Annotated in this window: 21 protein-coding genes and 2 tRNA genes; 7 read left to right on the plus strand and 16 right to left on the minus strand. The window is 68.0% G+C overall.

The annotated features are described in order from the left end of the window. The first annotated feature begins 79 nt into the window (after positions 1-79). Together ACFYTS_RS15790 and pknB are read left to right on the plus strand one after the other, a co-directional pair. On the plus strand, positions 80-1,687 hold the full coding sequence (locus ACFYTS_RS15790) for a protein kinase (RefSeq protein ID WP_357274947.1): 1,608 nt from the start codon (positions 80-82) through the stop codon (positions 1,685-1,687). After that, on the plus strand, positions 1,684-3,588 hold the full coding sequence (gene pknB, locus ACFYTS_RS15795; RefSeq protein WP_357274945.1) for a Stk1 family PASTA domain-containing Ser/Thr kinase: 1,905 nt from the start codon (positions 1,684-1,686) through the stop codon (positions 3,586-3,588). Before ACFYTS_RS15790 ends, pknB begins: the two co-directional genes overlap by 4 nt. Before the next feature lie 85 nt (positions 3,589-3,673). Here pknB and ACFYTS_RS15800 read toward each other — a convergent pair whose 3' ends face one another. The 3 genes from ACFYTS_RS15800 to ACFYTS_RS15810 all read right to left on the minus strand — a co-directional run bounded on the left by ACFYTS_RS15800 (position 3,674) and on the right by ACFYTS_RS15810 (position 5,537). Continuing rightward, positions 3,674-4,135: a dCMP deaminase gene (locus tag ACFYTS_RS15800; protein ID WP_387304759.1), complete on the minus strand. Its 462-nt coding sequence runs from the start codon at positions 4,133-4,135 to the stop codon at positions 3,674-3,676. Next, entirely contained in the window at positions 4,125-4,808 is a 684-nt protein-coding gene (locus tag ACFYTS_RS15805; protein WP_387304761.1) for a RibD family protein, read from the minus strand. Before ACFYTS_RS15805 ends, ACFYTS_RS15800 begins: the two co-directional genes overlap by 11 nt. A 90-nt stretch (positions 4,809-4,898) precedes the next feature. Continuing rightward, complete coding sequence (locus tag ACFYTS_RS15810) at positions 4,899-5,537, minus strand: aminodeoxychorismate/anthranilate synthase component II (protein WP_357274939.1); 639 nt, start codon at positions 5,535-5,537, stop codon at positions 4,899-4,901. A gap of 149 nt (positions 5,538-5,686) precedes the next feature. On the opposite strand from ACFYTS_RS15810, the gene crgA reads away from it, so the two are divergent. Both crgA and ACFYTS_RS15820 read left to right on the plus strand, forming a co-directional pair. Then, positions 5,687-5,953, plus strand: a complete 267-nt coding sequence (crgA, locus tag ACFYTS_RS15815) for a cell division protein CrgA (protein WP_357088463.1) — start codon at positions 5,687-5,689, stop codon at positions 5,951-5,953. 107 nt (positions 5,954-6,060) lie between these two features. Next, positions 6,061-6,504 (plus strand): PH domain-containing protein, encoded by a 444-nt coding sequence (locus tag ACFYTS_RS15820; protein ID WP_357274937.1) that lies wholly within the window; start codon positions 6,061-6,063, stop codon positions 6,502-6,504. Here ACFYTS_RS15820 and ACFYTS_RS15825 read toward each other — a convergent pair. Both ACFYTS_RS15825 and ACFYTS_RS15830 read right to left on the minus strand, forming a co-directional pair. Further along, a complete protein-coding gene (locus ACFYTS_RS15825) occupies positions 6,501-7,370 on the minus strand; it encodes a rhomboid family intramembrane serine protease (RefSeq protein ID WP_387304766.1) in 870 nt (289 codons plus the stop codon). The two genes, ACFYTS_RS15820 and ACFYTS_RS15825, sit on opposite strands and share 4 nt — an antisense overlap. Before the next feature lie 38 nt (positions 7,371-7,408). Continuing rightward, on the minus strand, positions 7,409-7,936 hold the full coding sequence (locus tag ACFYTS_RS15830) for a peptidylprolyl isomerase (protein ID WP_387304769.1): 528 nt from the start codon (positions 7,934-7,936) through the stop codon (positions 7,409-7,411). A 141-nt stretch (positions 7,937-8,077) separates the two neighbouring features. Here ACFYTS_RS15830 and ACFYTS_RS15835 point away from each other — a divergent pair, with 141 nt between their 5' ends. Genes ACFYTS_RS15835 through ACFYTS_RS15845 form a run of 3 tightly spaced genes read left to right on the plus strand, consistent with a single transcriptional unit; the run spans position 8,078 to position 10,435 of the window. Continuing rightward, on the plus strand, positions 8,078-8,347 hold the full coding sequence (locus ACFYTS_RS15835; protein WP_246598244.1) for a hypothetical protein: 270 nt from the start codon (positions 8,078-8,080) through the stop codon (positions 8,345-8,347). 15 nt (positions 8,348-8,362) lie between these two features. Then, positions 8,363-10,201: a glutamine--fructose-6-phosphate transaminase (isomerizing) gene (gene glmS, locus ACFYTS_RS15840; RefSeq protein WP_387304772.1), complete on the plus strand. Its 1,839-nt coding sequence runs from the start codon at positions 8,363-8,365 to the stop codon at positions 10,199-10,201. Positions 10,202-10,255: 54 nt separating this feature from the next. Further along, positions 10,256-10,435, plus strand: a complete 180-nt coding sequence (locus tag ACFYTS_RS15845; protein WP_357274929.1) for a hypothetical protein — start codon at positions 10,256-10,258, stop codon at positions 10,433-10,435. Positions 10,436-10,460: 25 nt separating this feature from the next. On the opposite strand, the gene ACFYTS_RS15850 is transcribed toward ACFYTS_RS15845, so the two are convergent. From ACFYTS_RS15850 to recF, 11 genes are all read right to left on the minus strand, one after another. Then, positions 10,461-11,303, minus strand: a complete 843-nt coding sequence (locus tag ACFYTS_RS15850) for an ABC transporter permease (RefSeq protein WP_387304775.1) — start codon at positions 11,301-11,303, stop codon at positions 10,461-10,463. Next, positions 11,300-12,289 (minus strand): ATP-binding cassette domain-containing protein, encoded by a 990-nt coding sequence (locus ACFYTS_RS15855; protein ID WP_357274927.1) that lies wholly within the window; start codon positions 12,287-12,289, stop codon positions 11,300-11,302. The genes ACFYTS_RS15850 and ACFYTS_RS15855 overlap by 4 nt, the downstream gene beginning before the upstream one ends. Before the next feature lie 387 nt (positions 12,290-12,676). Beyond that, positions 12,677-13,702: an adenylate/guanylate cyclase domain-containing protein gene (locus tag ACFYTS_RS15860; RefSeq protein WP_357274924.1), complete on the minus strand. Its 1,026-nt coding sequence runs from the start codon at positions 13,700-13,702 to the stop codon at positions 12,677-12,679. A 71-nt stretch (positions 13,703-13,773) separates the two neighbouring features. Next, complete coding sequence (locus ACFYTS_RS15865; protein WP_357274922.1) at positions 13,774-13,881, minus strand: DLW-39 family protein; 108 nt, start codon at positions 13,879-13,881, stop codon at positions 13,774-13,776. Between the two features lie 61 nt (positions 13,882-13,942). Further along, a tRNA-Ala gene (locus tag ACFYTS_RS15870) sits at positions 13,943-14,015 on the minus strand. 30 nt (positions 14,016-14,045) lie between these two features. Further along, a tRNA-Ile gene (locus ACFYTS_RS15875) sits at positions 14,046-14,119 on the minus strand. A 138-nt stretch (positions 14,120-14,257) separates the two neighbouring features. Then, positions 14,258-15,175 (minus strand): DUF3566 domain-containing protein, encoded by a 918-nt coding sequence (locus ACFYTS_RS15880; protein ID WP_387304778.1) that lies wholly within the window; start codon positions 15,173-15,175, stop codon positions 14,258-14,260. A gap of 89 nt (positions 15,176-15,264) precedes the next feature. Next, the gene (gene gyrA, locus ACFYTS_RS15885) at positions 15,265-17,778 is read right to left on the minus strand and encodes a DNA gyrase subunit A (protein WP_357274918.1); all 2,514 of its coding nucleotides are present in this window, start codon (positions 17,776-17,778) and stop codon (positions 15,265-15,267) included. Between the two features lie 79 nt (positions 17,779-17,857). Further along, positions 17,858-19,900, minus strand: coding sequence for a DNA topoisomerase (ATP-hydrolyzing) subunit B (gene gyrB / locus ACFYTS_RS15890; protein ID WP_387304781.1), 2,043 nt, complete (start codon positions 19,898-19,900; stop codon positions 17,858-17,860). A 422-nt stretch (positions 19,901-20,322) separates the two neighbouring features. Next, positions 20,323-20,916, minus strand: coding sequence for a DUF721 family protein (locus tag ACFYTS_RS15895; protein WP_387304784.1), 594 nt, complete (start codon positions 20,914-20,916; stop codon positions 20,323-20,325). Positions 20,917-21,030: 114 nt separating this feature from the next. Next, entirely contained in the window at positions 21,031-22,203 is a 1,173-nt protein-coding gene (recF, locus tag ACFYTS_RS15900; protein ID WP_357274910.1) for a DNA replication/repair protein RecF, read from the minus strand. Between the last annotated feature and the right edge of the window lie 39 nt (positions 22,204-22,242).

Below are 22,242 nucleotides of genomic sequence, written 5' to 3' on the forward strand. Positions count from 1 at the left end.
AGTCACGGCCCGGAGGAGGCAGCCTGCGTCACCACGCGGGGCCCTCACTCATGCTGCATGGGAGCAGACAGGGTCACGAATGCTGAACAACGGTGCGATGATCGCGGACCGGTACCGGCTGCAGCGGCTGATCGCCACCGGCGGCATGGGTCAGGTCTGGGAAGCGCTGGACACCCGGCTGGACCGCCGGGTCGCGGTGAAGGTGCTGAAGGCGGAGTTCTCCACCGACCCCACCTTCCGGCAGCGCTTCCGTACCGAGGCGCGGACCACCGCGCAGCTGAATCACCCGGGCATCGCGAGCATTTACGACTACGGCGAGACGCAGGATCCGTCCGGCGGCGAGATCGCCTATCTGGTCATGGAATTCGTGCAGGGCGAGCCGCTCAACGCGGTGCTGTCCCGGCTGAACCGGCTCTCGGTGGCCCAGGGCCTCGACATGCTCGAGCAGACCGGGCGCGCGCTGCAGGTGGCGCACCTCGCGGGTGTCGTGCACCGGGACGTGAAGCCCGGCAACATCCTCGTGACGCCGACCGGTCAGGTGAAGATCACCGACTTCGGCATCGCCAAGGCCGTCGACGCCTCCCCGGTCACCAAGACCGGCATGGTGATGGGCACCGCCCAGTACATCGCGCCGGAGCAGGCCACCGGTGAGGACGCCACCGCCGCCTCGGACGTGTATTCGCTGGGCGTGGTCGGCTACGAGGCGCTCGCGGGCGCGCGGCCGTTCACCGGCGACGGCGCGCTGACCGTCGCCATGAAGCATGTGCGGGAGGCCCCGCCGCCGCTGCCCGCCGACCTGCCGCCGAACGTGCGGGAGCTCATCGAGATCACCATGGCCAAGGAGCCGGGCCAGCGCTACGCCAATGGCGGCGAGTTCGCCGACGCGGTGTCCGCGGTGCGTTCGGGTCGCCGGCCCACGCCGCCCGGCGGCCTGCCGTCCGCGGCCATGACCGGTGCCACCCGGGTGCTGCCGCCCGGACCGACCATGATCATCCCGGGCGCGCGGGCCGACCAGGCCACCGCCCGCTACGCCCCGCCGACGCAGCAGCCGATGCGCGGGCCCATGGAACCGCCCGCCGCCCAGACCACCGTCATGTCCGGACCCCGCACCCCGGTCGGACCCATGACGGTCCCCGGTGTGGAGGACGGCGGCTCGGGTCGATTCACCAATGGCCAGAAGGTCGTCGCCGGACTGGGTGTGGGCGCGCTGATCCTCGGCGCGGCCGCCGCCATCATCCTGATGAGCAGCTCCTCGCACGACTCCACGCCGCCCGCCCGCACCAGCGCGGTGATCGCGCCGCCGGTGATCACCCCGACCACCACCGTCCCGCCGACCACCACCACCCGGGAACGGCCGGTGCCGCCGCCGCCCCCGGTGACCACGGTCGAGCCGCCGCCGACCACCACGGTCGAGCCGACCACCACCCCGCCGCCGGTCACCACGACGACGCCGCCCAAGACCACCCCGCCGGTCACCACCACCCCGGCGAAACCCACGACCACCAAGCCCGACCGGTGGCCGTGGCCGGGCCAGGGCGGGGGCGACCTACCATCATTGCCAGTGACTCCCGGCGCGAATTCCGGCGGGGCGAATTCCGGCGGAGCGGTGAGTCCCGGCAGTAACCGCAGTCCGGTGTACGCACAGGACCCCAATTCATCCTCAGTCGCGCAGCAAGGATTGCCATGACGACCCCGAAGAACCTCTCCTCCCGCTACGAGCTGGGCGAGATCATCGGGTTCGGTGGCATGTCCGAGGTCCACAAGGCCCGAGATCTGCGGCTGGGCCGGGATGTGGCGATCAAGGTGCTGCGCGCCGACCTGGCCCGCGACCCCACGTTCTACCTGCGCTTCAAGCGTGAGGCGCAGAACGCGGCCGCCCTCAACCATCCGGCCATCGTCGCGGTGTACGACACCGGCGAGGCCGAGATCGACGGCGGGCCGCTGCCCTACATCGTGATGGAGTACGTCGACGGCGACACCCTGCGCGACATCGTGCGCGGCAAGGGACCGCTGCCGCCGCGGCGCGCCATGGAGGTCATCGCCGACGTGTGCGCGGCGCTGGACTTCTCGCACCGCAACGGCATCGTGCACCGGGACATGAAGCCCGCCAACATCATGATCAACCGGGCCGGCGCGGTGAAGGTGATGGACTTCGGCATCGCCCGCGCCATCGCCGACAGCTCCAACCCCATGACCCAGACGGCCGCGGTCATCGGCACCGCCCAGTACCTCTCCCCCGAACAGGCCCGCGGCGAGCAGGTGGACGCGCGGTCGGACGTGTACTCGGTGGGCTGCGTGCTCTACGAGATCCTCACCGGCGAACCGCCTTTCACCGGCGATTCCCCGGTCGCGGTCGCCTACCAGCATGTCCGGGAGGATCCGCGGCTGCCGTCGCAGGTGCATCCCGGGGTGCCGCGCGAGCTCGACTCGGTGATCCTCAAGGCGATGAGCAAGAACCCGGCCAACAGGTATCAGACCGCGGCCGAGATGCGCGCCGACCTGATCCGGGTGCTGGGCGGGCAGAAGCCCACCGCCCCCATGGTCATGACCGACGAGGACCGCACCGGCTTCCTCGACGACGACCTGCCGCCGCCGCGCAGCTACCGCACCGTCGAACGCCGTGACGACACCACCGAACAGGAGATCGTCGAGGCCAACCCGCGCCGGCGCACCGCGCTCATCGGCATCCTCGGGGTGGCCGCGGTCGCGGTGGTCGGCATCCTGCTGTGGATGCTGGTCGGCCCCGGGTCACGGGCCGATCAGGTCACCGTGCCCGACGTCGCCAACCAGAACTACCAACTGGCGCAACGGGATCTGGAGAAGGCCGGTTTCACGGTCGCCATCCAGCAGAAGAACGACCCGAAGGTGGCATTGAACAATGTCATCGCCACCCAGCCGCTGGGTGGATCCCGGGTCGGCAAGGGCAGCACCATCACCCTGCAGGTGTCCGCGGGACCGCAGCAGGTGACGGTGCCGAAACTGGCCGGCCTCACCCGCCAGCAGGCCGAGCAGACCCTGAATTCGCAAGGGCTGCGGATGAATCCCGACGTGAAGCGGGAGGCCTCCAGCGCCGACGACAAGGACAAGGTCGTGTCGTCGACCCCGGACGCGGGCCAGAAGGTCGATACCGACGGACAGGTCACCATCACCCTCGGTTCGGGTCCGGACAAGGTGGTCGTCCCCAATGTGGTCGGGCAGTCGATCGAGGTCGCGCAGTCCACGCTGGGCGACACCGCGCTGTTCAAGGTCGTGGTCCAGGAGGTGCCGAACAACCAGCCCAAGGGCACGGTCATCGCCACCAACCCGTCCGCGGGCACCCAGGCCGACAAGGGCTCCACGGTGACCGTCCAGGTCTCGAGCGGCGACCAGATCACCATGCCCGACCTGCGCGGCCTCACCCCGGCGCAGGCCGTGGACATGCTGCGCAAGAGCGGCTGGAACGGGCAGGTCAGCCAGAACACCATGAGCACGCTGAACGCGGGCGAGGTCGGTCGCATCCTGGCCCAGCAGCCGACCGCGGGCTCGTCGCTGGGCAAGTCCCAGACGGTGACCATCACGACCGGGGTGCTGTCGCTCGGCCCGCCGTGATTCGGATTCCATTGTGAGAACAGGGGTTCGCGGATCGTCCGCGAACCCCTGTCTTGTTTCATGTGAAACCGTGCGCGGGCGAAACCTACAGCCGCAGATGCCGGTTCATCGACATGGCCTCCTCGGCCAGATCGGGCAGTTCGACCACCTCGACGCCGTGCTCACGCAGCCGCTCCACCCCGACACAGTTGTCCACGAAGGTGCCGGGTTCCCGCCAGGCGATCACCACACGCCGGATCCCGGCCCGCAGAATCCGATCCGTGCAGGGCAGCCGATCCTGACTCGCGCGCTGCGAACAGGGCTCGAGGGTGCTGTACAGGGTGGCGTGCCGCAGCCGCGGATCGTCGGCGGCCAGCTTGTTCAGCGCCGACTCCTCGGCGTGCACCTTGTCGTCGGTCTCCCGCGACCACCCGTGCTCGATCTCCACCCCGTCCAGGCCCACGATCACCGCACCCACCGCGAAGGCGGTGTCGCTGTGCGGGCACAACCGCGCCAGACCGATGGCGTGCCGCATCCAGCCGCGGTCCAGCCGTGCCTCATCCGACATCGGAATCCTCCTTCGGCAGGTAGTGCAGCAGGGCGATATCCCCGATCCGGGCCACATCGGCCAGCCGCATGCGGTGTTGGGGCCCGCCGGGGAAGGCGGCGGGTCCCAGGAAGCGCGGGGCGGCCGGATCGCCGACCACCAAGGGCGCCACGGCCATCCAGATCTCGTCGACCAATCCGGACGACAGGAAGGCGGTGTGGATCGATCCGCCGCCCTCGACCATCAGGCTCTCGACACCACGTTTCCCCAGGTCATCGAGCAGGGCCGCGAAATCGATCGTCGCGCCCAGGGATATCACCTCGGCCAGACCGGCGAGCCGGTCGCCGAGGCGGGCGGCCCCGGAATCGGTGGTGTAGACGAGTCTTTCGCCGCCGCTGTGCCAGAACCGCAGCTCCGGGTCGAGCTCGCCGCGTGCGGAGACGATCACCCGCGCCGGATAGTCGGGCTTGCCCGCGGCGACCCGCTGCAGGCGGCGGTCCGAACTGTTCACGAGCAGCCGGGGATTGTCGCGGCGCAGGGTCTCCGCACCGATCAGGATGGCGTCGGAGTCGGCGCGCAGCGCGTCGACCCGATCGAAATCGGCGGCGTTGGACAGCAACAGGCGGTCCGGGCTCGCGTCGTCGATGTAGCCGTCGATGCTGACGGCCACCGACAGCAGGACCCGCGGCCTCACGCCGCGCCGCCCATCATGACGCCGTCTCCATATGGCATGAGCGGGGGGCCTGCGTGGTTACGCAGGCTGCCTCCTCCGGCCCCTGACCGCTCATGCCAGGGCCGCGACCTCCGCCTCCAAGGTCTGCACCAGCCCCTCCGCCGGCCGCTCGCCGCACACGCCCAGCCAGTTGGCGAGCATGCGGTGCCCGCCCTGGGTGAGCACGGATTCGGGGTGGAACTGCACACCGTGGATGGGCAGGTCGCGATGCCGCAGGGCCATGACGATGCCGGATTCGGTGCGGCCCAGCACCTCCAGCTCCGGCGGCATGGTCTCCTCGAGGACGGTCAGGGAGTGGTAGCGGGTGGCGGTGAACGGATCCGGTAGCCCGGCCAGCACGCCGGCGCCGATGTGGAAGACGCTGCTGGTCTTGCCGTGCAGCAGTTCGGGGGCGCGGGTCACGGTGGCGCCGAAGGCTTCTCCGATGGCCTGGTGTCCCAGGCACACGCCGAGCAGCGGGGTGGCGTGCTTCGCGGCGGCGTGCACCAGAGGGATGGAGGCGCCGGCGCGGTCGGGGGTGCCGGGTCCGGGGCTGATCAGCACGCCGTCGAAGTCCTGCACAACCTTGTCCACATCCGCGAGCTGCGCGTCGTCGTTGCGCCAGACCTCGGCGTCCACACCCAGCTGTCCGAGATACTGAACCAGGTTGAACACGAAGCTGTCGTAGTTGTCGACGACCAGTACACGCATGATTCGAGAGTAGTTGGCGCGGCCGCCGCCGTCGCACGCAATACCGCCGAACCGTGTCGCCACAATCGCCCGCGCCCTCCCCGACGACACTTTCCCCAGGGTTCCCGGGATAATGTCTACGCAGACAGAACGCCGAAAACGAGGACGTCATGCCGAAGTCGAAGGTCCGGAAGAAGACCGATTACACGATCAACCCGGCCAGCCGCACCCCGGTGCGGGTGAAGACGGCTGGTCCGTCGCCGGTCTGGTACGTCTCCATCATGCTGGGCTTCATGCTCGCCGGTCTGGTGTGGCTGCTCGTCTACTACCTGGCCAACGAGCAGATCCACTGGATGAGCGATCTGGGCGCGTGGAACTTCCTGATCGGATTCGGCCTGATGGTGGTCGGTCTGATCATGACCATGCGCTGGCGCTGAATGCCCCGCACGGGTGGCCCGCTCCCCCGGGAATGTGGCTTACACCATTGTCATTCATGCACACCTGTGGATGAGCCTGTGGACAACTCGAGGAAAGAGTGGGGACAGTGACCGCCACCGGCCCCGACTCCCGACTGTCCTGGTCCACACCCCCGGCCGCCCTGGTGGCCTGCGGCATCGGCGGCCTGGTGCTGGCCGTGGCCGCGATCGTGTCGACGGACGGCCCCGGCCGCCTGCTCATCGGTGTGGCCGCGGTGGGACTGCTCGGTCTGACCGCCCTGGGCGTGCGGCAACGGCCGCGGCTCGCCGTCGAACCCGGTGACCCTGTGCATATCGTGGTGCGCGGTCTGACCGGGCCGCAGCGGTACGCACCCGAGCAGATCCTGCGGGTCCGGGTTGTGCACTACCGGCGGCTGGGCCGTCGTATGCCCATGCTGGAGATGGATGTGGACAACTCCGGCGAGGAACGGCTGTTGATCTTCGGCCGCTGGGATCTGGGCACGCGCCCCGAGGATGTCCTCGAGGTGCTGCGCGCGCACCTGTCGCGTTAGAGGGTAGGCGCGGCCAGCACGGTCACCAGCACCGCGGCCAGCGCCACCACCGCGACCGCCACCCAGCCGACGGTGAGCGCCGTGCGGGTTTCCCGGATCCCGATCCAGCGCGGCAGATACAGGATTCCGGTGGTGGCGAGCGTGCCCGCGAGCAGTCCGCCCAGGTGCCCCCACACCGAGATGCCGGGCACCGAGAAAGTGATCAACAGGTTGATCCCCAGCAGCACCGCGATCTGAGTGAGGTTCTGGCGGGTGCGCAGCATGATCACCGCGACCGCGCCGAAGATCCCGAAGATCGCGCCCGAGGCGCCCGCGGAGGCGGTCAGCGGATCCGACAGCGCGGTGATCGCCGCCGAACCACCCAGCAGGGACGCGAAGTACACCGCCACGAAGCGGGCCCGGCCCAGCGCCACCTCGCAGTACGGGCCCAGCACGTAGAGCGCGAACATATTGGCCAGCAGGTGGATCGGCCCGTAGTGCAGGAAGCCCGAGCCGAGCACCCGCGCCCAGCCGCCGTCGTAGCCGACGAAGCCCGGCACCAGCACCCAGTCGTAGAACAGCCGGGAACGCTGGTTGTCCATCAGGCTGTGCGACTGCAGCGCGGTGACCGCGAAGACGATCACATTGACGGCGATCAGCGTGTAGGTGACGTACGGCTGCGAGATCCGCGACAGCGTCGTACCGGCCGCGTTGCGGACCGGCCGGACATCGTCACGGCCCTGCTGGACGCACTCCACGCAGTGCTGCCCGACCGCGGCCGCGGTGAGGCATTCGGGGCAGGCCGGACGCCCGCACCGGGTGCAGGCCAGACCGGTGGGCCGGTCGGGGTGGCGGTAGCAGGCCGGGGCGGGCGGCTGGGGCTGCATGGGGATTTCCTCTTCGAAGGCCGTACGAGGGCCGTTTCTCAGGCGATGGTGATGCTGTTGATCACCACGTCGTCCTTGGGGCGGTCGTCGCGGTCGGTGGCGATGGTGGCGATGGCGTCGACCACCTTGCGGGAATCAGGGTCCACGACCTCACCGAAGATGGTGTGGCGGCGATTCAGGTGAGGCTGCGCGCCCAGCGTGATGAAGAATTGGGAGCCGTTGGTGCCGGGCCCGGAGTTGGCCATGGCGAGCAGGTAGCCCCGGTCGAAGCGCAGTTCCGGGTGGAACTCGTCCTTGAACTCGTAGCCGGGCCCGCCGCGGCTGGTGCCGGTCGGGTCGCCGCCCTGGATCATGAAGCCGTCGATCACACGGTGGAAGAGCGAGCCGTCGTAGAACGGCCCGGAGTCGGTGCCCGCGGCGTTCGGGGTGTTGTACGCCTTGGAGCCGTCGGCCAGGCCGACGAAATTGCGGACGGTGGCGGGGGCGTGGTTACCGAAGAGCGAGATCTTGATGTCGCCGTGGTTCGTGTGCAACGTCGCCACGGCGGTCTGATTCGGTGAAGTCACGCCGCCAGGATAGGTGCAGGGCGCGTGGCCGGGCCGAAGCGGCACACGCGAAGCCCCCGAATCCGCCGTGAGATGTGATTCCCTGCCCGGATTCGGGCACAGAAGTGGCGGAAACGGTCCCGGCATGGCATGTTCGGTCGAGTGAATGACGGGGATCCGGTCGATCTGGTCCGCCATGTGGCGGCCTCCACCGGCCTGCCGCCCGCCGTCGCGGCCCGCGTGGTCGCCGATGTCGTCGGATACTTCGACGAGACCGCCGAGCAGTTCGTGCGCCGCAGACATGCCGAATTGCAGAGCCGTCAGGTCCGCAATGCCGAAATCTGGCAGCGCCTGGCGGCCGAGCTCGCGCAGCGCCGGGTCGCCGCCCCCGACTTCACCGAACGGCAACTGCGTCGCATCGTCTACGGGTGAGGAGTCCGTCGCGCAATGTGTGGAATCGTCGGTTATATCGGGCATCGTGAGGCCGTCCCGGTCCTGTTGGAAGGCCTGCACCGGCTCGAATACCGCGGCTACGACTCCGCGGGCCTGGCCGTGCCGCACCGCGGCCGCCTGCGGGTCACCAAAACCCAGGGCCGGGTCCAGGACCTACGCAACAAGGCCGATGCCGAAGCCGCCCGGCTGCGCGGCAATGTGGGCATCGCCCACACCCGCTGGGCGACCCACGGCGAACCCTCCGACGCCAATGCGCACCCGCACACCGACGTCTCCGGCCGGATCGCGGTCGTGCACAACGGCATCGTCGAGAACGCCGAGGTGCTGCGCGCCGCGCTGACCGCCGAGGGCGTGGAATTCGCCTCCGACACCGACACCGAGGCCATCGCGCATCTGGTCGCCGCCGCCCTGGAGGGATCCGAGACCCTGGAGGACGCGGTCCGCACCGCCATGCGCCGGGTCGAGGGCACCTACGGCCTGCTGGTGCTCGACGCCCGCCGCCCCGACGAACTGGTGGTGGCCCGCAACGGCTCCCCCATCGTGCTCGGCGTCGGCGACGGTGAGATGTTCGTGGCCTCCGATGTGGCCGCCCTGGTGCACCACACCCAGCGCGTGGTGTTCCTCGACGACGGCGAGCTGGCCACCGTGCGCGCCGACGAATTCCGCACCAGCACACTGGGTCTCGAGGCCCGCCGCACCGACAAGATCCCCACCACCATCGATATGGCGGCCGAGGACTACGCGCTGGGCGGATACCCCGACTTCATGCGCAAGGAGATGGCCGAACAGCCCGACGCCGTCCGCCGGGCGCTGCGCGGCCGCCTCGACGAGCGCTTCGCCACCGCCCACCTGGGCGGCCTGAACATGGACGCGCGCGAGCTGCGCGGCATCAGCAAGGTCGTGTTCCTGGGCTGCGGCTCCGCCTATTACGCGGGCCAGCTGGGCGCGCAGCTGGTCGAGGAGCTGGCCCGGATCCCGGCCGTCGCCGAGCCCGCCTCGGAGTTCCGCTACCGCAATCCGGTGGTGGACCCGGACGCGCTGTACGTGGCGATCAGCCAGTCCGGCGAGACCCTGGATACCCTTGCCGCCGTTCAGGAATTGCAGCGCAAGGGCGGCCGTGTCATCGGCGCGGTGAACGTGGTCGGCAGCGCCATCGCGCGCGAGTGCGGTGCGGGCGTGTTCCTGCACGCGGGCCCGGAGGTCTCGGTGGCCTCGACCAAGGCGCTCACCAATATGACCGTGTCCTTCGCCATGCTGGGCCTGCTGCTGGGCCGGGTGCGGGACCTGTCGGCCGCGGCGGGCGAGCGCATCGTGTCCGGGCTGCGCGCGCTGCCCGACGCCATCGACGCCGTGCTGGCCGAGGAGGAGACGGTCGCCGACATCGCGTCGCGATTCGCCAAGGCGCGCAGCATGTTCTTCATCGGCCGGGTGCGTGCCTGGCCGGTGGCGCGCGAGGGCGCGCAGAAGCTGAAGGAGATCTCCTACATCCACGCCGAGGCGTACCAGGGTTCCGAACTCAAGCACGGCCCGCTGGCGCTGATCGACCCGGAGATGCCCTCCATCGTGCTGGTGCCCGGCGACGAGCTGCTGGCGAAGAACATCACCACCATCGAGCAGATCAAGGCGCGCGGCGGCCCGGTCATCGCGGTCACCAACACCGATCTGCCGGACGGGCTGGCGGATTCGGTGATCCGGGTTCCGGCGGTGTGCCCGGAACTCGACCCGATCATCCTCACGATTCCGTTGCAGTTGCTGGCCTATCACACGGCCATGGCGCTGGGCCGGGACGTGGACAAGCCGCGCAACCTGGCCAAGAGCGTTACCGTCGAGTAATCGATCGGCGGCCCCGTCCGTGCACGAATTGTCTTGCTGTGCCAGCATGGTCGGATGGAGCTGGGGAGCGTTCGTAACAAGGTCATCGTGGCCGCCCTCGTGGCTATCGCGGGAGGTGTCGTCGCGTTTTTCGTGAACAAGCGTCCGCAACCGGAGGCACCGGCCGCCGAACCGCCGCGCCTGGGCTACTCGCGCAACGGTTCGGCGCCCTCGCCGGACCTCGTGAACCACTGAAGCCCGCGGTGAGTCGCCGAGTTACTCAGCGACTCACCGAGCGCTTGTACTGCTTCAGGGCGAGCGGCACGAAGATCGCCAGGATCACGACGATCCACATCAGGGTCGTCGCGACCGGATGCCGCATGGGCCAGACATCCGCGCTCGGACCCATCGGCGAGGTGTTGCCGAACAGATCACGCGTCGCCTGCGTCACCGCCGACACCGGATTCCATTCCGCCACAACGCGCAACACCGTCGGCAGGTTCGCGGACGGCACGAAGGTGTTGGCGATGAACGTGAGCGGGAAGATCACCATGAAGCTGGCGTTGTTGTAGACCTCCGGCGCGCGCACCAGCAGGCCGACCACCGCCATGATCCACGACACCGCGTACGCGAACAGCAGCAACAGCACGTACGCCAGCACCGCGTCGAGGAACGAGCCGCGGATCCGCCAGCCCACCAGCAGACCGGTCAGCGACATCACCACCAGGCTCACCACATTGATGACCACGTCGGAGAGCGTGCGGCCGATCAGCACCGCCGACGGGGCCATGGGCAGTGACCGGAAGCGGTCGATGATGCCCTTCTGCATGTCCTCGGCCAGGCTCAGACCGGTGAACGTCGCACCGAACACCACGGTCTGGGCGAAGATCCCCGCGATCAGGAACTCGCGATAGGACGTGCCCGGCAACTGGATCGACGAGCCGAAGACGTAGGCGAACAGCAGCACGAACATGATCGGCGACAGCGTCGAGAAGATCAGCACATCCGGCACCCGGCGGATCTTGATCACATTGCGTTTGGTGATGGTGATGCTGTCGGTCACCACCATGGCCAGTCGCTGTGCGAGCGAAGGCTTTCCGGCGACGGCGAGCGTGGCGCTCATCGAGCCCCCTCCTTCTCCTCGGCGGGTCGATTGCCGTTGATCAGTTCTTCGGCCTCGTGTCCGGTCAGGGACAGGAACACATCGTCGAGCGAGGGCCGGCGCAGACCCACGTCGTGGATCTGCACCTCGTGCGCGGTCAGCTGCCCGATGGCGTCCACCAGCGCCTGCGAGCCGTCCTCGACCGGCACGATGATCCGCCGCAGCCCCGGCTCGAGCCGAATCTCGCCGTGCGCCAAGCCTTCCAGCGCCTGCCGCGCCACCGCGAGATTGTCGGCGTGATCGACGACCAGCTCGATCCGGTCGCCGCCCACCATCGCCTTGAGCTCGTCGGAGGTGCCCTCCGCGATCACCCGCCCGTGGTCGATGACGGCGATGGAATCGGCCAGCCGGTCGGCCTCCTCCATGTACTGGGTGGTCAGCAGCAGCGTGGTGCCGCCCGCCACCAGTTCCTCGATGACGTCCCAGAGGTCCAGGCGCGCACGGGGATCCAGGCCGGTGGTGGGTTCGTCCAGGAACAGCACGGGCGGATTCGCGACCAGCGCGCCCGCCAGGTCCAGGCGGCGGCGCATACCGCCGGAGTAGCCCTTGACCGGGCGGTCGGCGGCGTCGGCGAGGCGGAACCGGTCCAGCAGCTCGCGCGCTCGCTCCTTACTGCGCCGCACCCCCATGTGGTACAGACGGCCCACCATCTCGAGATTCTCGAAGCCGGTGAGGTATTCGTCGACCGCGGCGTACTGGCCGGAGGCGCCGATGCGGGAGCGCAGCAGCTGCGGGTCCTTCAGGACGTCCACCCCGGCGACGACGGCGTGACCCGCGTCGGGGATGAGCAGCGTGGTGAGCACGCGCACGGTGGTGGTCTTGCCGGCGCCATTGGGGCCGAGCAGGGCGGTCACGGTGCCTTCGGGGACCGAGAGGTCGAGGCCGTCGAGGGCGACCAGATGGCCGTACCTCTTGACCAGACCCTCGGCGACTATGGCGGCAGGCATGATTCTCCTGTTCCGAACTGCACGGATGCGGTCGAACACGATCGTCGGCGTCTGGCCAGTATGCCCGGATCGGCAGAGTGAGTCATCCGAGTTTCACCAACGTCGGCGCGGACGGCGCCCGGGATCGTGAGTCGTCAACTACTCGAACGTAATTCGGCGAAGGACGCATTTCGGTCACGATGCCGAGCCCGCCGCCGACAACCGCGCTTATTACTCGAAAAAATCTTTGAACGCGATGCCCCGATAGCCACACAATCCGAAATCGTCGCGTAGGATCGTTCCCGTCGGCCCCTCCCCCCCGGGCCGACCTTACGCGGGCCTCGGCTAACTCCCCCCCTTCGCCGAGGCCCGCCCCCATTCCCGGAGCACGTCCTCGACGGGGATCACTCAGACCAGCGGTCGAATCTCATTGCGGCGCAGCACATGCCCGTACAGCCGATTGATGCCCTTCACCCGCACCGTGGCCAGATGCCGCAGCGTGAAATCCAGATCCGCCTCGATGGCCGCGGCCGCCCCGTCGTCCACCAGCACCGTGCCCGGCCGGGCCACACCGGTGAGCCGCGCCGCCGTGTTCACCGTCGACCCGTAGAGGTCGCCGAAGCGCTGCAACACCTCCCCGTAGGCCAGACCCACCCGCAGCTCCTGGGTGACGCCGTGCGAGGCGATGGCGGCCTCCTGCACCGCGAGCGCGATCCGCGCCCCGTCGGTGGCCGTCGCCGCCGCGAACATGACCTCGTCACCCACGTTCTTGATCACCCAGCCGCCATTGGCGACGATGGCGTTGCTGGTGGCCGTCTCGAAGGCCTCCAGCAGCGCCGACAGCTCATCGGCCTCCAGGTGGCGGGTCAGGCGGGTGTAACCGACCATGTCGGCGAATCCGACGGCCAGCACGCGAACCGTGTCCCCCGCCGCCGCTCCCCCGTCCAGCGACCGCGCCAGCGCGGCGTCCAGGTGCCGGCGGAAGGCGTAGCGCTGCAAGGTCTCGAATTCGGTGACCACCTCGTCGGTGGCGATGCGCGCCGCTTCCTTCGGATCGAGGTCCGGCTGCTCGCGCGCGAGGGTCGTGATCCGGTCCAGGATCTCCTCGGTCACCAGATCGACCTGCCACTCCGCCAGCCGCGCCATGGACCGTCCCAGCGTGCGCGCGGCCGTGGTCTGACGGTGCGTGTCGGCGGTGGCCAGCACGTGCAGCTTGGCGAAGGTCTGGGCGGCCTCGATATCGGAGTCGCTGTATTCCACGGCCTCGTCGTCCGGATCGGCCGGGAAGCCCAACGCCACCCACAGGCGGCGGGTGACATTGTTGGGCAACCCGGTCAGATCCGCGACCTGATGCCGGTTGTACCGGCGCGGGCCGCTCAACAGATATGGCTCGACCACGGACTGCACCAGCTCGGAGATCTCAGTGGACGCCATCTCTCGACCTTACGGCGTGAATCGGATGGAAAACCGCCGCTTGTTCCGTGTCACAGCCAAATTCGAGGCGGTCAGCGCGTGGTGACCTCATGCCACAGGTCGGCGTCATTGCGCTGACGCAGTTTGCTGATCCCGAAAACGACGGCGGCGGCGATCACAATGGTGAGCAGGATTTTCATGAATCCCACAGTACTGCAACGACAGAAGCCGCAGACCGAGGCGGTCTGCGGCTGGTGGGAGTGGAGCCTAGGGGAATCGAACCCCTAACCCCTGCCTTGCAAAGGCAGTGCTCTGCCAATTGAGCTAAGGCCCCTGGGAAGGCAGTTCGTTCTTTACCTGTGGGTGGGCCTAGGAGGACTTGAACCTCCGACCTCTTCGTTATCAGCGAAGCGCTCTAACCGCCTGAGCTATAGTCCCTTAGTGGGTGTTCGAAGTGTGTGACTCGAACGAGGCAGAAGATTACCGTACGTCGGCACCGATAACCAAAACGGCCGGTCAGCGGCTTGCGGAAGCAAGACTGACCGGCCGTCGCGGGCGGATCGAAACAGCGGTTTCCTAGTCCGGATCGGACAGGGTGACCTGGATGCCGCCGACCAGATCGGTGCACTGGTTGTAGACGAACACCCCGACCGTGGACAGCGCGGTGAGCAGCACCACATTGATCAGGCCGATCACACCGGCGTAGCCGAAGACCGTGCCCGCGTCGATGAGCGCCGAGGAGCTGTCCGAACTGGAGTCGGTGAAAGTGGAGACGGTGGAGTTCAGGCGCTCCCAGACGCCCATGCCCTCGAGCACCAGGTACAGCAGGCCGACGGCCAGCATCCACACGAAGAACATGGCCACGCTGATCACCAGCGAGACCTTCAGCGTGGACCACGGGTCGATGTGGCGCAGCTGCACGGTGGCGCGCAGCGGCTCACCGGTGGCCGCGGCCTGCGCCACCGCCGCGGGGGCGGACGGCGAGACCGGACCGGCCGGCGCGATCGGCTCCGGCGGCGGCAGCGGGTGCCGCAGCTCGGACAGATCCGGCAGATCCTTGACCAGCTCCGGGCGGGAGATGCTGCGGGTCGGTCCGTCGATGCCGACGGACTTCACCATGGCCGCCTCCTTGCGCGCCGCCTTGGCCGCCAGGTCGGCGGTGGTGCGGGCATTGGAGACACCGGCGTTCAGGCCGCCACCGCCGAGGCTCGGGTTGGTCCCCGGCCGGCCCGCCGTCGGGGACTGGCCCGGACGGTACAGGTTGGACTGCGGCTCCCGCTGCGGCAGCTGCGACCAGCCCTCCTGGAAGGGCGAACCGCCCTGCCCGTCCGCCGCCTCGGGAGCGGCGGGCGCCGCGTCGGCCGCGGGGGCCTCGGCGGCCGAATCACCGGATTTGGGCGGCAATTCGGAATTCTGCGGCGTTCCACCGTCCTGCGCGCCCGGCCGCGGAATGGGACGCGGCGGAATCGGGGACGGGGCGATTCTCTCGGTCACGCCGTTGGCGTGACCTCGCTGGTCATTCGGCTGATTCGTGGTCAATGGTGAATCCTTCGATCCGTTGTGCCGCCGCTGCTGTGGAGAAACTACTGCTTCGCCGAACCGCTGGTGTCATCTTCGGCAACCTGGTCGGGCTCATCCGCGTTCCTAGCGATCGCGAGCAAAGTATCGCCCTCACCCAGGTTCATCAACCGGACGCCCTTGGTTTGACGACCCGCTTTACGAACCTGGTGCGCCAGTGTGCGAATGACACCGCCGCCGGAGGTGATCGCGTACAGCTCGTCGTCGTCATTGACAATGAGCGCCCCGACCAGACTGCCACGCTTCTCGTCGTACTGAATCGTCAGCACACCCTTGCCGCCACGACCCTGCGCGGTGTACTCGTCGATGGCCGTGCGCTTGGAGTACCCGCCCGCCGTCGCGACAAGCAGATAGATGCCCTCCGCGTCGCGAACCACGTTGAGCGACAACAGTTCGTCGTCGGCGTTGAAGCGCATGCCCTGCACGCCGGAGGTGGCGCGGCCCATCGGGCGCAGCACCTCGTCATTGGCGTTGAAGCGGATCGACTGGCCGTGCGCGGAGACGAGCAGCAGGTCGTCATCGGCCGAACACAGTGCCGCACCGACCAATTCGTCCTCGTCGCGCAGATTGACCGCCACGATGCCGCCGGTCCGGTTCGAGTCGAAGTCGGTCAGCTTGGACTTCTTGACCAGGCCCTTGCGGGTGGCCAGCACCAGGTACGGCGCGTCCTCGTACGACTTCAGCTGGATGACCTGGGCGATCTTCTCGTCCGGCTGGAAGGCCAGCAGGTTCGCCACGTGCTGGCCGCGCGCGGTGCGGTTGGCCTCGGGCAGCTCGTACGCCTTGGCCCGGTACACCCGGCCCTTGTTGGTGAAGAACAGCAGCCAGTCGTGGGTCGAGGTGACGAAGAAGTGCTTGACGATGTCGTCCTGCTTGAGACCCGCGCCCTGCACGCCCTTGCCGCCGCGCTTCTGCGAGCGGTAGAGGTCGGTCTTGGTGCGCTTGGCGTAGCCGGTCTCGGTGATCGTCACGACCACGTCCTCGCGGGCGATCAAGTCCTCGTCCTGCACGTCGCCGTCGGCCGCGATGATCTTGGTGCGGCGGTCGTCGCCGTACTTGTCGACGATCTCCGCCAATTCGTCACGGACGATGGCGCGCTGCCGCTCCGGCTTGGCCAGAATATCGTTCAAATCCGCGATCTCGGCCTCGATCTTGGCCAACTCGTCGAGGATCTTCTGCCGCTCCAGAGCCGACAGGCGACGCAGCTGCATGTCGAGGATGGCGGTCGCCTGGATCTCGTCGATCTCCAGCAACTGCATCAGGCCGGTGCGGGCGGTCTCGGTGTCGGCCGAACGGCGGATCAGGGCGATCACCGCGTCCAGCTGATCCAGCGCCTTCACCAGACCGCGCAGGATGTGAGCCCGCTCCTCCGCCTTGCGCAGCAGGTAGCGGGTCCGCCGAATGATGACTTCCAACTGGTGATTCACATACAGCCGGATCATCTGATCCAGACGCAGCGTGCGCGGCACCTTGTCGACGATCGACAGCATGTTGCAGCCGAAGGAGGTCTGCAGCTGGGTGTGCTTGTAGAGGTTGTTCAGCACCACCTTGGCGATGGCGTCGCGCTTCACGGTCACCACGATGCGCATACCGACACGGTCGGAGGACTCGTCGTGGATGTCGGAGACACCCGCGATCTTGCCGTCCTTCACCTGCTCCGCGATGGCATTGATGAAGTTGTCGGTATTGACCTGGTACGGCAGCTCGGTGATGACGATCGTGGTGCGACCGCGGCTGTCCTCCTCGATCTCCACCACGCCGCGCATGCGGACCGAACCGCGTCCGGTGGTGTAGGCGTCGTGGATGCCCTGGGTACCCACGATCAGGCCCGCGGTCGGGAAGTCCGGACCCTTCACCCGCTCGATGCACGCGGCGAGAGTGGCCTCCTCGTCGGCGTCGTGATTATCCAGCGCCCAATAGATGGCCTCGGCCAGCTCGTTCAGGTTGTGCGGCGGGATATTCGTCGCCATACCGACGGCGATACCGTTGGAACCGTTCATGAGCAGGGCGGGCACCCGGCTCGGCAGGACGGTCGGCTCCTGGGTCTTACCGTCGTAGTTCGGGGTGAAATCGACCGTCTCGTGGTCGATCTCGCGCAGCATCTCCATCGCCAGCGGCGTCAGGCGGCACTCGGTGTAACGCATGGCGGCCGCGCCGTCATTACCGCGGGAACCGAAGTTGCCCTGACCGTCGACCAGCGGATACCGCAGCGCCCACGGCTGCGCCATACGCACCAGGGTGTCGTAGATGGCCGTGTCACCGTGCGGGTGATAGTTACCCATGGTGTCGGCGACCGGGCGCGCGGACTTCACATAGCCGCGGTCGGGCCGATACCCGTTGTCGTACATCGCGTACAGGATGCGCCGGTGCACCGGCTTCATACCGTCGCGCACCTCCGGCAGCGCACGGCCCACGATCACGCTCATGGCGTAGTCGATGTAGGAGTTCTGCATCTCCTGCTGGATGTCGACCGGCTCGATGCGGTCGCCACCCGAGGGCGGAAGCGAAGTCTCAGTCATGAATTGGTCTCCGTCAGAAGTTGTGGGTGGTCCTCGCGGCGCGCAGGCAGCGACCCGGAAGGGCCGCTGCCGTCGCGAATTACACGTCGAGGAACCGGACGTCCTTGGCGTTCCGAGTGATGAAGCTGCGGCGAGCCTCGACGTCCTCACCCATCAGGATGGAGAACAGCTCATCGGCCGCGGCGGCGTCATCGAGGGTGACCAGGCGCAGGACCCGCACGCTCGGATCCATGGTGGTCTCCCACAGCTCCTTCGGGTTCATCTCACCGAGACCCTTGTAGCGCTGGATGCCGTCGTCCTTGTTGATCTTCTTGCCGGCCGCCAGGCCGCGCTCCAGCAGCCCGTCGCGCTCGCGGTCGGAGTAGGCGAACTCCGGCTCCGAGCGCTGCCACTTCAGCTTGTACAGCGGCGGCATGGCCAGGTACACGTGACCGTGCTCGACCAGCGGGCGCATGAAGCGGAACAGCAGGGTGAGCAGCAGGGTCGAGATGTGCTGGCCGTCCACGTCGGCGTCGGCCATCAGCACGATCTTGTGATAACGCAGCTTGGCGATATCGAACTCGTCGTGGATACCGGTGCCGAACGCGGTGATGATGGACTGCACTTCGGTGTTCTTCAGCACGCGGTCGATGCGCGCCTTCTCGACATTGATGATCTTGCCGCGCAGCGGCAGGATCGCCTGGTACATCGAGTCACGGCCGGACTTGGCCGAGCCACCGGCGGAGTCACCCTCCACGATGTAGATCTCGGACTTGCTCGGATCCTTGGAACGGCAGTCGGCCAGCTTGCCCGGCAGGCCGCCCAGATCGGTGGCGGACTTGCGCCGCACCAGCTCTCGCGCCTTACGGGCGGCGACGCGGGCCTGCGCCGACGAAACCGCCTTCTGCACAATCGTCTTCGCGTCGGCCGGGTTCGCCTCGAACCAGTGCGAGATGTGCTCGTTGCAGGTGCGCTGGACGAAGGACTTCACCTCGGTGTTGCCGAGCTTGGTCTTGGTCTGGCCCTCGAACTGCGGGTCGGCGATCTTCACGCTCACGATGGCGGCGAGACCCTCACGGATGTCGTCACCGGTGAGGTTGCCTTCCTTCTCCTTGAGGAGCTTCTTGTCCTTCGCGTACTTGTTCACCACCGTGGTGAGCGCCGCGCGGAAGCCCTCCTCGTGGGTACCGCCCTCATGGGTGTTGATGGTGTTGGCGAAGGTGTGGACGGACTCGGAGTAACCCGAGTTCCACTGCATCGCGACCTCGACCTCGTGGCCGGTGCCCTTACCGGTGAACGCCACGATCGAGTTGTGGATCGGCGTCTTGGTCCGGTTGATGTGCTTGACGTAGTCCTCGAGCCCGCCCGGGTAGTGGTAGGTGCGGGTCTTCACCTTCGGCTCGGCGGCCGGGGTGTTCTCGTCGATGTGCTTGGGCGCCTCGGCGGTCTCGCTGACCACCTCGTCGGTGACGTCACCCTCGGACACCCGCTGATCGGTCAGCGTGATGGTCAGGCCCTTGTTCAGGAACGCCATCTCCTGCAGGCGGCGCGCGACCGTCTCGAAGCTGAAGGTGGTGGTCTCGAAGATGTCCGGGTCCGGCCAGAACTTGATGGTGGTACCGGTGCGCTTGGTCGCGCTGCCCTGCACCAGCTTGCCCGGCTTGGAGTCCTTGTACTCCTGGGTCCAGTGGTACCCGTCGGTGTCCACATCGGCCTGCAGCCGGGTGGACAGCGCGTTCACCACCGAGATGCCGACGCCGTGCAGACCGCCCGACACCGCATAGGATTCGCCGTCGAACTTGCCGCCCGCGTGCAGCTGGGTCATGACCACCTCGATGGTGGGCACACCCTGAGCGTGCATCGCGACCGGGATACCGCGGCCGTCGTCGACCACCTCGACGCCGCCGTCGGCCAGCAGGGTGACATCGACCCGCGAGGCGTATCCGGCCATCGCCTCGTCGACCGAGTTGTCGACGACCTCCCAGATCAGGTGGTGCAGGCCGCGCTCACCGGTGGAACCGATGTACATACCGGGGCGCTTGCGAACCGCCTCGAGGCCCTCGAGGACGGTGATGGAGTCGGCACCGTACGACGTCGGCTTGCCTGACTTGGGCTGGGTCGAGCCGTCTGCGTTGGAGTCCATGGCAGCCACTGGTCGGTAGCTCTCCTTACTTGCTGATCCTCCCGGCACAGTGCGGTCGCACGCGTGAGGCCCACAGACACTGTCTGCCCGAGCTCCGGAACACTGTCTGCTCGAGAGTTACGGGGGCCCACGCGCGGGCGCTACGGAACGCGCCGGGAGGTATCGCCGCTAGTTACTCCCTCATCCTACTGGTACGACCGACAGAGAACCCACCTATGACACCCCTGAGTGGGCCGTACGGTCATGAAATCGACCAGCGATATGACCTGTTATGGGTCTGGGCGGTTCCGGGAGCCTCAGCGGTCGATGCGCCAGCGGACACGCGGGCGTTTGCGCGAGGGTTCGTCGTGATCTCCGAACGTTCCACGTGAAACCAGCGCGCGGACGCCGGGATTCGCGGCCCGGACCCCGGCGACAGCGGCCTACCCGTAGGTGTCGCGGGGGCCGCGGCCCTTGATGTGCCGCTCGCCCTTACGCCAGCTCGGCGCGGTCGGACCATTGATCTTCAGCTGCTTGACCACGCCGTTCCCGACCGCCGCCGCGATCTTCGCCAGGATCTGGGACTGGAACATGCGCAGCTGGGTGGCCCAGGCCGTGGACTCGGCCTGAATGCTCAACACACCGTTCTCCAGCGAGATCGGCTGGGCATGGGAGGCGATGTCCTCCCCCACCACGCTCGCCCACCGGCCGAACACCGTGCCCTCGGCGACCTTGGCCGACCAGCCCCGGCCCTTCGCCAACTGCATGGCCAGGGACGCGAAGGTCTGCGGATCCCGATCGTCGGGGTGCGCGCCCGACCAGCTGCTGCGCCGCCGCAATGCCCGTATGCCGCCCTTGCGCGGCGCGGCCGGCGAGGCCCGCCCCTGCCCCACCGACTTCCCGGCCGCGCGTGCCGCGGCCCGCGCCTCCTCCAGGGCGCGCCGAGCCAGATCGACTCCACGCAACTCCGGTTCGGCGCCCGATCCGGTCGCACCCCCGCGCGGGGTGTGGTCGTCGGCTTCCGGCGACTCGGCCATCCACAACTCCTTCCACACCTGGGAATCCGGATGATCACCCTCGGTTCGTCACGTGATTCTGCCGCATGCCACCGACGACTCGGCGATTCCCACCGCCGACGCACTCGGGCAACCTCACTCCGCGATCCGGGAGGCCCGCCGATCCGCCTCCCCGGTCGTCTCCACGCGTTGCGGCGCGGCATCGAGTTCGGGCGGAACGTCCTCGGGCACCGCCGCGGTGATCAATACCTGCTCCGCGCCCGCGGCGACCCGAGCCAGCGCGCTGCGACGGCGGCGATCCAGTTCGGCGAAGACATCATCGAGGATCAGCACCGGATCGGTCCCGGCGGACCGCAACAACTCGAACGCCCCGAGCCGCAGAGCCAGTGCGAAGGACCAGGACTCGCCGTGACTGGCGAAACCCTTGGCCGGCGCGGACCCCAGCATCAGATCCAGTTCGTCACGGTGCGGGCCGACCAGGCACACCCCGCGCTCCAGCTCCTTGGGACGCGCGGCGGCCAACTCCCGCAACAGGATCGCCTCGAGCGCCTCCTCGTCATCGTCCTGTGGAGAACGCGCGGAATCCAGCAATTCCGGCGGCAGACTCGCACTGCGATAGCCGATCGACGCGGGCCGGGACTCGGGCGCGATATCTGAATAAGCCTGTGCAAGATGTGGATAAAGGTCGTGGACAAGTCGCAGCCGATGCGCGAGCAGCACCGCGCCGTGCGCCGCCAGATGGCCGTCCCACACATCGAGGGTGCTCATCTCCGCGCCCCGCGCCCCCGAACGGGCATTGCGCCCAGCCGTTTTCAACAGGGCCGACCGCTGCCGCAGCACCTTCTCGTAATCCGCGCGCACCCCGGCCAGGCGCGGCAGCCGGGCCGTGGCCAGCTCGTCCAGGAACCGCCGCCGCTCCCCCGGATCTCCGCGCACCAGCGACAGATCTTCGGGAGCGAACAACACCGTCTGCAGAATCCCCAGGATCTCCCGCGGCCGACGCACCGGGGACCGATTGATCTGGGCGCGATTGGCCGTGCCCTGATTCAGCTCCATGTCGACCCGCAGCTCGCGGCCGGTGTTCACCACCGTCGCGCCGATCCGGGCCTTCTGCGCGCCGATCCGGATGAGCGGCGCATCGGCCGACACCCGATGTGAGCCGAGTGTGGACAAATACCCGATGGCCTCGATCAGGTTGGTCTTGCCGTTCCCATTGGACCCCAGGAAAACCGTTCCACCGGGCGAAAGTTCGAGTTCGGCGGCCTCCCAGGACCGGAAATCGCGCAGTGACAGCGCACGCACGTACATCCGGTCAGTCCACCGTCCCCGCGTTTTTCACAGGTTTGT

Origin of the sequence: Nocardia sp. NPDC004151, from assembly GCF_042874235.1 — a bacterium.
Taxonomy (GTDB): domain Bacteria; phylum Actinomycetota; class Actinomycetes; order Mycobacteriales; family Mycobacteriaceae; genus Nocardia.